Here is an 8,740-nt window from a genome sequence, read left to right as displayed (position 1 = left end):
GTCCACCACTCCCCACGTCCGGTGGGCAGGGCAGAGCGATCAAGGGCTCGCGCGGGTGCGCTGCACCACCAGAGCCGATGTTCGGTGTGCAACGACAGGCAAATGTGCCTGTGACCTCGCTCGTTTCGCGAGACGGAACAGCAGTGGGAAGGATCTTGCTCCGCGTCCTATGTGACGGGAACGGTGACTCAAGGGCGGTCGGCCTGGGTCCTCCCGCCAGGTGGGCTTACCCAACCTCCAAAGTCGTTCGTTTGTTCTATTTTGGTGGCTCAGCCCAGGTCGCTAGACCGCCCGACCACACCTAGCGTGGCAACCCCGGGCGAAAGGGAACCACCATGCCGCGACCCATCTGGCGAGGGGCGATCTCGTTCGGTTTGGTCACGATCCCCGTACAGGTCGTCGGCGCCACCGAATCCCACGACCTCGGCCTCCACCGCGTCCACACCGTCGACTCGAGCCGCGTCCGAAACCGGAAAGTGTGCGAAATCGATGGCGGAGAAGTCCCGAACGAGGACATCGCCAAGGGCTATCCCGTCGGCAAGGACACCGTCGTCACACTCACCGACGACGAGCTCGACCAGATGCCCATCCCCACAGCGAAAACCCTCGAAATCCTCGCGTTCATCCCCGGCGAGGACATCGACCCTCTCCAGCTCGACCGCGCCTACTACATGCAAGCCGACGGCCCAGCGGCAGCCAAGCCATATGTCCTGCTCCGCGACGCACTGGTCCGCTCCGGGAAAGCGGCCGTGGGCAAAGTCGCCCTGCGCGGCAAAGAAGTACTGGCCATGATCCGTGTCGTCGACGACGCCCTCACGATGCACACCATGCTGTGGCCGGACGAGATCCGCCCACACGCCGGCATGGCCCCAGACCGCGAGGTGCAGCTCACCGACGAGGAACTCCAGCGCGCCCTCGAGCTGATGGACTCCATGGACCAGGTGCCGGAGGAGGAGCTGCACGACGACTACACCCGCGCCCTCGAGCAAGTCGTCACGGCGAAGCTTGAGCACCGGCCGCCACCGAAGATCGAGCAGCCGGAGGCGCCGCGCGGAGGTGTCGTCGACCTCATGGCCGCCCTCGAACAGTCCGTCCGCAAAACCCAGGAAGCCCGCGGCGGACAGCCGAAGGAATCGGGTGCGAAGAAGAAGACGGCAACCAGGAAGACCGCGAAGAAGACGCCCGCGAAGAAGACCACGAGCAAGCCGCGCAAGCGGGCCTGACCCCGCCCCACAGAGTCCAGGTCCCGCAGGCGGGCTCCACGTGCTCCTTGTCCCCACTGACTTCGACCTGGCACAAGAGGCCGCTATCAGGATCGGCAGCCTTGAGGCCGTGAACGTTGAGCTGAGCGTGCCTCCCGGCACCGTCAGCCAGTCGCGCGACATTGCCTCTGACTGCGCCACTGACACAGGCATCGGTCATCGCACATTCCCAGGGTGGGTCCAACTGACCCCCGTTTGGCTGAACAGATCCAGTGGCCCGCGCGGCTACTTGGATTCCGGCTCCTGAGAACGCGAGGTCGGCTCTCGCGATCGAAACTGCAGGCCGGCCGCACCTGCACCGTGTTGAGCTAGTGTCTCGTGATTCCGTTCATGTCACTTCGAGTTATTCCTGACCAGCTTCTTCATGTTGGTTTGGGGCGAGGCGGACCTTCGTGAGCACCTCACCGGCGGTCGCGGTCCACGTGAAGGGTTTCGCGTTCTCGTTCCAGGAGTCGATGTAGTCGCGGATCATCGCTCGCGACCCCGACACCGCCGCCTACCGTGCAGACTCCGCTGATACGTCGGGCTCCGCAGCCGCTCGGCTCGGTTGCGTGCCCTCCGGGATGGGCGCCGGCGCCTTCCCCCGCATCCGCGACACTGCGACCCCAGACAGGCACAGGAGGCCGCCGAGGAGCGTCAGCCAGCCGGGCACCTCGCCGAGGAACAGCCACGACATGAAGACGACGAGCACCGGTACCGCGTAGGTCGTGGCACCCATCTTCCCTGCCGTCGTACGAGAGACCGCGTAGGCCCACGTGGTGAACGCGAGAGCCGTCGGGAAGACGCCCAGGTACACCACCTGCAACGTCGCCGACACGGGAGCCTGGCTCACCTGCGACGCCAACTGCCCGGCGAACGGCAGGCACACCACCGCTCCTGCGAGCGCACCGAACGTCGTCACCTGCATCGGTGTGGCGTGCTTCAACGTCGGCTTCTGCACCACTACACCCACCGCGTACACCACCGCCGCGAACAGGCACAGCAGTACGCCCATGAGAGACGACCCTCCCCCACCGGACGTGGAGAGCCCGACCACCACAGCCCCGACGAACGACACCGCCACACCCGCCATCAGCTTGGGCGGGAAGCCCTCCTTCAACAGCCACCCGCCCAGGAGCGCCATCAGGATCGGCCCGACATTGACGACCAGGGACGCCGTACCGGCATCCACGATCTGCTCACCCCAGTTCAACGCGACCATGTACGCGCCGAACCACAGGACTCCCGAGGCGAGGATGCCGGGCCACGCTTCACGGGGCGGGAACCCGCCGCGCCGAGCCAGCAAGAGGGCGCTCAACACGACAGACGCCACCGCCAACCTGCCGAAGGCGAGCGCGCCCGGCCCGAAATGCGCAGCGGAGCTGCGGATCGCGATGAACGACGATGCCCACAGCAGCACGGTGACAGAGGCCGCGGCGAGCGCGCGGCCATCCGCCCTGCTCGCGGACCTGGCATCACTATCCGCCGCTGCCGTTCCCACCCGCCGACTCACGATCGCGTCTTCCCGTAGCTCTCTGCGTGCGCCCTGCGTGCGCACGTGAGCGGCAAGCTTGCAAGATCCAAGTCTTTGGAGACAAGCGAATAGTGCGCTGTTCCGGGTGCGGCCGCCCTGTTGTCGCTGATGACGGCCCGGCCGGAGGGTACGGCATCGGTGGAAGTGCTCATGGGTGGGGTTCCTTGCCGTCAGGTGCTGATGGGGGAGGCGAAGACGACGGTGATGTCTACCGCCTCGGTGCTGGTGCGGTAGAAGTGGGGGGCGTCGCCGGCGAATGCGAGCATGTCGCCGGGGCCCAGGTCCTGCGGGGCATCGACCGGACCGGCGGTCACGTGCCCGGCGGAGATGAGCAGGTGCTCGATCGTGCCGGTGGCGTGCGGCACGCCGGCCATCTCCGTCTCGGGCGGGATACGCAGCCGCCAGATCTCCAGGCTGTTGCCGCTGCTGATGCGGCGCAGCAACTCCCGTGCGACCTCGCCCGGTTCGGCGGGCGTGCCCGGCCGGTAGACCGGCCCGGTGTCGGCGTCGCGCGCCAGCAGATCCGCGAGCGGAATGCGCAGTGCGACGGCGATCGCGTCCAGGGTGTCGATCGTCGGATTGCCCTTGCCCGCCTCCAGCTGCGACAGCGTCGCCTTGCTCAGCCCGGCGCGTCGGGCCATCTCCGCGGCGCTCATGCCGCGCTGCTGGCGGCGCAGACGGATCTTCGCGCCGACCGCGACTGCGGTACTGCTCACCGGCTGCCGACCGGCCCCAGACGTCGCAGCCATCAGGGACTCCGGTGGGTCGCGGTGTAGGACACGCGGATACGGCCCTTCTTCACCTTCAGCGTCGGCAGGACCACCTCGTCCAGATCGCCGAGGCTGCGCACATGGGTGCCCCCGCACGGAGCGGCATGCAGTGCGTCCAGGTGCACCACGCGCTGCCCCTCGCTCTCATATCGCGCGAAGACGGGCAGGTCATCGGCGATCGCGGCGGCCACCGCGACCCGCAAAGCGGCGGTGACCTCCTCCCGCCCCTCGGGGTTGGCGAGCCGGGCGTCCGGCTGCGGCGCCTGGAACTCGATGCGTGCCTGACCGGGGAAGTGGATGTTGCTAAGCATCTCCCACCCCTGCATCCGCCCAACCGCCTCGACCAGGTGTCCTGCCGTGTGCAGTGCAGCGTGCGTCGTACGGGCTTGCACATCGATCCGTGCCCGCACCTCCTGCCCCTCGGCGAGGAGCGGCAGATCGCCGCCCTCGGGTGCCACCGCTACGACCAGCCCCGACTCGCGGTCCCGGACCGGGACGATCTCCACGTCCTCCAACCAGCCCCGGTCGGCGGGCTGGCCGCCGCCCTGAGGATGGAACAGGCAGTGCTCGACGGCTGCCCACGGTGCACCGTCCCGCTCACCCACGGCGATCACCCGCGTATCGGCCTGATCCAGGTACGTGTCCTCCAGATAGGTGGCGATCTGCGCACTGTTCTGAAGCGTCCCGCTTGAATGAACCATAGGTTCACTATAACGAACGAATGAAATGATGCACACTCCGTTCGATTTAGCGAACGACCCAACCGTAGATCGATCCCCCCGCGGCCCCCGGGGCCTGGGCCCGCGCGTCGAGCGCATCCTGGGAGTGGCAGCCGCTGCCGCAGCAATGCCATCGTCGCGCGGAAGGCGATCGGCTGGTGGCAGGCCCAAGGGGGACCGAAGACGACCCCCGATCGGGTCGAGCGCCGCACGGAACCATCGGGTCGCATGAAGGCACTGTCCAAGCCGCAGGTCGCCACTCGACCACATCGGCACCGAGCCCGCCGAGGACGACAGCGAAGTCGACGAACTCCCCGCCGACGCCGCGAGCAGCGGCAAGGAGAAGCAGCCGTGAGGGCCATCTCCGTCACCACCTACGCCGAGACGGCCGCCCTGTTCGCGATCCTCCACGGTGAGACGGCCGAGGCCCGGCGGATCGTCGACGACATGCTCCCGGCCGAGCAGCAGACGTTCGCCGACCAACTCACCCAACTGCGGAACATGCTCGGCCAGTACGCCGGAGGTTCAGGCGTGGCTGTCGAAGAACCCGCACGTCCATTTCCACTTCACCCCCGTCGGCTCCTCCTGGCTGAACCAGGTCGAGATCTGGTTCGGGATCCTGACCCGGCAGTCGATCCGCCGCGGCACCTTCTCCAGCGTCAACGTCCTGATCAAGCAGATCCGCGACTACATCGACTCCTGGAACGAGAACGCGAAATCCTTCACGTGGACCGCGACCGCCGGTGAGGTGCTCGCGAAGGTCCGCCTCGTCCAGACCAACATGAAGAAGCTGGTCAGGAATAACTCGTAGTGACATAACGGAATCACGAGACACTAGGCCCCAGCGGATGCGCTCCCAACCGAAACCACCAGTTCCAGGTCCCCGACGAGGCCGCGCTCGCGACGTCAGGGCACAGATCCCTAACGTGCTCGCGACGAGCAGTAGCTCCAAGTCCCTCGTTCCGCCAGCGGACTTACTCATCGGCTGGAAGCTCGATCCCCGAACTGGGCTTGTGTGACCGGTTCATGAGCAGGTGGACGAATCGAGTACATATGACGCGAAGCATCAGGGATGTACGGCGAGTGGTGAACTGGGGAGCGCGAGGAGGCCGTTCGAGACGCTCGCGACGCGCTGGACTGCTGCACAGGCTGTGCACAGTGGCCAGGGTTGGGGATAGTGTGATCCCCGCTACTGCTAGTCCTGACAACACGACGCCCCCGAGACCTTAGGCAAGTCATCGGGGGCTTATCGAGTCGAGAAACCGAGATAGGCGGTGTCTCGTGGTGGAGCGTACCCGCAACCACACACAAACGCACGGTCAGCCCGGTATCCGAGCCGCGTCGATGACGCCGCTGGACCGGGTTTTGTTGTCGTGTGGTCGCCGCGGAGGACGTAACGCCCCCATCAAGGAGGGCGAAATGGCATAGAACTTCGGGCGGGCGCCCTAGCAAGGACGCTCCTCGCCCATCCCCTGCCGACTCGGAGTTAGCAGCTCCTCGTCCGGCCGTCACCGCTCCAACGGAGTTAGCAGCTCCGTCGAGCGAAGAACCAGACCTCACGGTCTGGCAGTAACTGCTTCCCAGCAGCATCAGCCCCAAGGGGGCTTCAGTCATCCCTGGAGGACACCAGAGATGGAGTACATCTTGCAGTACCGCACTGGCATTTGTCAGCTTGCTCGGCCCGCGCGCCAGCTGTTCTCGGCCAATCGAGCGGTTCTCGTTGCCACACGGTCACCGTCCGTACATCAATGGCAAGCTCTTGCGCAGGCTGTGCCGAACGCGGACCACATCCTCCCGCCTTGTCGCACGCCCCGACACACCGAACGAACCGCTGTCGGCAATCCTCATTGCCGACAGCCTGATCACCACGGTGACGTGCGTACGTCCTCACCCGGCACAGCTGTGAGGCGAAGTAGGCAGGCCGTCCTGCGGCGGCTGCCTCTCTGTAGCCGCTCCTCGACCACCCAGGTCACAGCCGCCTGCCAGATCAGGCATGGCCGATATCGCGATGCACCCAGGAGATGTGGTGGGTGCCGACGCCACCCTTGGCCCCTGTGATGGCCGGCGCCGTCGACCCTGATGTGGCTACCGGCGGCACTGTAAACACGGTCGCGCGGGCAGGTGACGGTAGTCCTCCGAGCACACTGCCGAAGCAATCCGCTCGAGCATGTCCCGACACCGGGCACCCCACTTCCCTACCCCCGGTGCAGGCGCGCCCCGGACCGTTTTGCAGCCCGGTCGGCGGCGAACGAGGCTGCATAGCCCGCCACAACACCCAGCGGCCGTCACCCCCAGGGTGTTGTGGTCAAGGAAGCGTGTCCTGCGGAACCGACATGCCCGCAGAAAACGGGCCCGCGGTTGCGGATCCCTGTCTTTCCGGCTCCGATCCGCTGCTGCCGTGGCCGTTCGAGCCTGGGGCGCTCGACGCCGCAGCAGAGGAAATCCAGCCCGGCCCCTGCCTTCCGGGGCCCATACCGACGGTGCTCCACGTGCCGGACACGGAGCAGTGGATCGCCACCACGACGGGCAGGGTCGCTCGGAGTCCGTTCGCGTGGAAACAGGCGGTCCACTGGATGGCGGGCGCCGGCCTCTACCAGCCGGGGCGCTCCCACGGTCCGAGATTCGGAGTAACGACCGTGCGGGTCGCGCACGTTATGGCCCGGCTCTCGCCATGCCGCCCGGGCGTGGCCTACCTCGCTCGCCTCCTGGACCTGAGCGAGCGCACGATCCAGTACCACCTGGAGATGCTCCGCGAATCCGGCCTGCTCGTCTATGCCGTCAAAGGCACCCGCGTCAGGGGGGAGCGACCGCAGGCCTCGGAGTTCGTTCGCACGATTCCCCTCGCCTTCGACCAAGCTCTCGGGATCCGAACCAGGGGTGAAGGTGTCGACCGCTGGATGTCTGGCGCATCGGCGCACGGTCGTGAACTGCTCGCCGGACTGGCTAAGCAGGTTGCCCAGAAACCCCGCCGTCAGCGATGCACGAACGCCTCCACGACAGCATCACGGGCCCGGCGCCGTTGCACCCCAATGGGGGGTACTACTGGTACATCTTCAACTGCGGGTCATACATCCCTCCCCTCTGAGAGCAAGCTCGCAGAGGGGGCCCGTATATCCACCACCCGGAGCAAGCCGAAGAGCAGAACCCGCCGGAAGCACAACACCGTGGGACGGCGCTACCAGCTCGCCTATGAGCTCATCCAGCAGATCCCCTGGCTCAGCCGCGCCTCCGTTCCACGGATTGCGTGGGTGGCACGGCACGTTGCGGACGCCGGCTGGACCACGGTCGAAGTCCGGGCATGGCTCCACCTGCGCGGGGGCGCAAGCCATGTCCGCCGCCCCTCAGGATTCCTTGCTCAGCTCCTGCGCAACGCCCCGCAGGTCCTGGACACCCCGGCCAAGCGAGCCGCAGCGGTGACGCAATGGCGTGACTCCCACCGTGCAGCCCATGCCCGGCACGAAGAATGGGAGGGCACCTGGAGTGGCCCGCGCAACCCCACCGTGGTCCGTCAAGTCCATACAGCTGTCCAGCAGGTACGGGGTGCAGAACAGGTCTCCTCGGAGGCCTCCGCCGCCGCAACGGGGCCACTCGACCTCGAGCAGCTGTCACGCGAGGAGATCATCGACCTGCGGGCAGCAGCGCAGAAGGACGTCGCATTCATCGAGATCACGATCGCCACATGCGGTGAGGCCTTCGCCCGGCGCCTGTTCACCGGTGGTCTTGTTGACCAGACCAGGCGCCTGAAGCACACCAGTCGACTGGTCCTGCATGGATGTGGGATCCCAGATCCCGTGTCCTTTTCGCAGCGGCGATGTCCACCGCGTGGCCAATAGGGCAGGGGGATGGGATTCATGCCCCGTGAGCGAGTAGTTCCCCTCATTGCGTACAGGACCGCCCCGGCCGCCGTCTGCACGCGTGGTCGGGGCAGGACCTCAGCGTTTTTGGCGGCCGACGGGGTCGCCTCGGGAACGCGGGGTTGGTGGTCCGATGGGTACAGCGGTGGCCACGGCAGTACGGCTGAGCGTCCAGCGTGGAAAAGGACAGTTCCCTGGGCGAGAACCCTGGCCACGGCAGTGGGACAGCACCACGAATCCGCAGGTCAGGTGACCTGACAATGAAACAGCCGATGGGAACCTACAGGACAGCGGGGGCAGTCGTGATCACAACCCGATCATCGGTCGTACCCACCACAGCGAAGCGGCGCGCACGGCACGCCAGCCAGGCATCGCCTCGCGATATCGCGAGTCACGAAAGGCTTCTGCCTCGCTTGTACTGCCGCGATGCATCCGGCCCTCTGTGCCGCTTCGCCCGCTGCCACCGGCCTGGGCCCGGCCGACGCCGGGTCCTGGTGGGCTGCCAGGGGGAAAGAGGGATGCCGGAGGCGGCGCCGGGCCAGTGCCCGACGCCGCCGTCAGCCGTTCGACAGCCCCGAGGCTCGTCGTCCCGGCCGCTGTGTGTCGCTAGCGTGTTGTCCAC

At 66.8% G+C, this 8,740-nt stretch carries 6 protein-coding genes; 3 read left to right on the top strand and 3 right to left on the bottom strand.

The genetic code is table 11. The annotated features are described in order from the left end of the window. The first annotated feature begins 335 nt into the window (after window positions 1–335). Window positions 336–1,223, top strand: a complete 888-nt coding sequence (locus tag ABZW18_RS00235; RefSeq protein WP_356179821.1) for a Ku protein — start codon at window positions 336–338, stop codon at window positions 1,221–1,223. A 535-nt stretch (window positions 1,224–1,758) separates the two neighbouring features. Here ABZW18_RS00235 and ABZW18_RS00230 read toward each other — a convergent pair. From ABZW18_RS00230 to ABZW18_RS00220, 3 genes are all read right to left on the bottom strand, one after another. Continuing rightward, window positions 1,759–2,742: a DMT family transporter gene (locus tag ABZW18_RS00230; protein WP_356179818.1), complete on the bottom strand. Its 984-nt coding sequence runs from the start codon at window positions 2,740–2,742 to the stop codon at window positions 1,759–1,761. 203 nt (window positions 2,743–2,945) lie between these two features. Beyond that, a complete protein-coding gene (locus tag ABZW18_RS00225; RefSeq protein ID WP_356179817.1) occupies window positions 2,946–3,524 on the bottom strand; it encodes an XRE family transcriptional regulator in 579 nt (192 codons plus the stop codon). Beyond that, a complete protein-coding gene (locus ABZW18_RS00220) occupies window positions 3,524–4,246 on the bottom strand; it encodes a metal-dependent hydrolase (protein WP_356179815.1) in 723 nt (240 codons plus the stop codon). Before ABZW18_RS00220 ends, ABZW18_RS00225 begins: the two co-directional genes overlap by 1 nt. 430 nt (window positions 4,247–4,676) lie before the next feature. Between ABZW18_RS00220 and ABZW18_RS00215 the strand changes: the two genes are divergently transcribed. Both ABZW18_RS00215 and ABZW18_RS00210 read left to right on the top strand, forming a co-directional pair. Beyond that, window positions 4,677–5,075 (top strand): hypothetical protein, encoded by a 399-nt coding sequence (locus tag ABZW18_RS00215; RefSeq protein WP_356179813.1) that lies wholly within the window; start codon window positions 4,677–4,679, stop codon window positions 5,073–5,075. A 2,353-nt stretch (window positions 5,076–7,428) separates the two neighbouring features. Next, the gene (locus tag ABZW18_RS00210; protein ID WP_356179812.1) at window positions 7,429–8,097 is read left to right on the top strand and encodes a hypothetical protein; all 669 of its coding nucleotides are present in this window, start codon (window positions 7,429–7,431) and stop codon (window positions 8,095–8,097) included. The last annotated feature ends 643 nt before the right edge of the window (window positions 8,098–8,740 follow it).

Origin of the sequence: Streptomyces sp. NPDC004647, assembly GCF_040609575.1 — a bacterium.
Taxonomy (GTDB): domain Bacteria; phylum Actinomycetota; class Actinomycetes; order Streptomycetales; family Streptomycetaceae; genus Streptomyces.
The sequence above is the reverse complement of the archived record's forward strand: the minus strand, read 5'-3'. Positions and strand labels throughout refer to the sequence as shown.

Coding starts and splice junctions, on each gene's coding strand:
- ABZW18_RS00220 (WP_356179815.1), bottom strand. CDS start 4,246: ATGGTTCATTCAAGCGGGACGCTTCAGAACAGTGCGCAGATCGCCACC.
- ABZW18_RS00225 (WP_356179817.1), bottom strand. CDS start 3,524: ATGGCTGCGACGTCTGGGGCCGGTCGGCAGCCGGTGAGCAGTACCGCA.
- ABZW18_RS00235 (WP_356179821.1), top strand. CDS start 336: ATGCCGCGACCCATCTGGCGAGGGGCGATCTCGTTCGGTTTGGTCACG.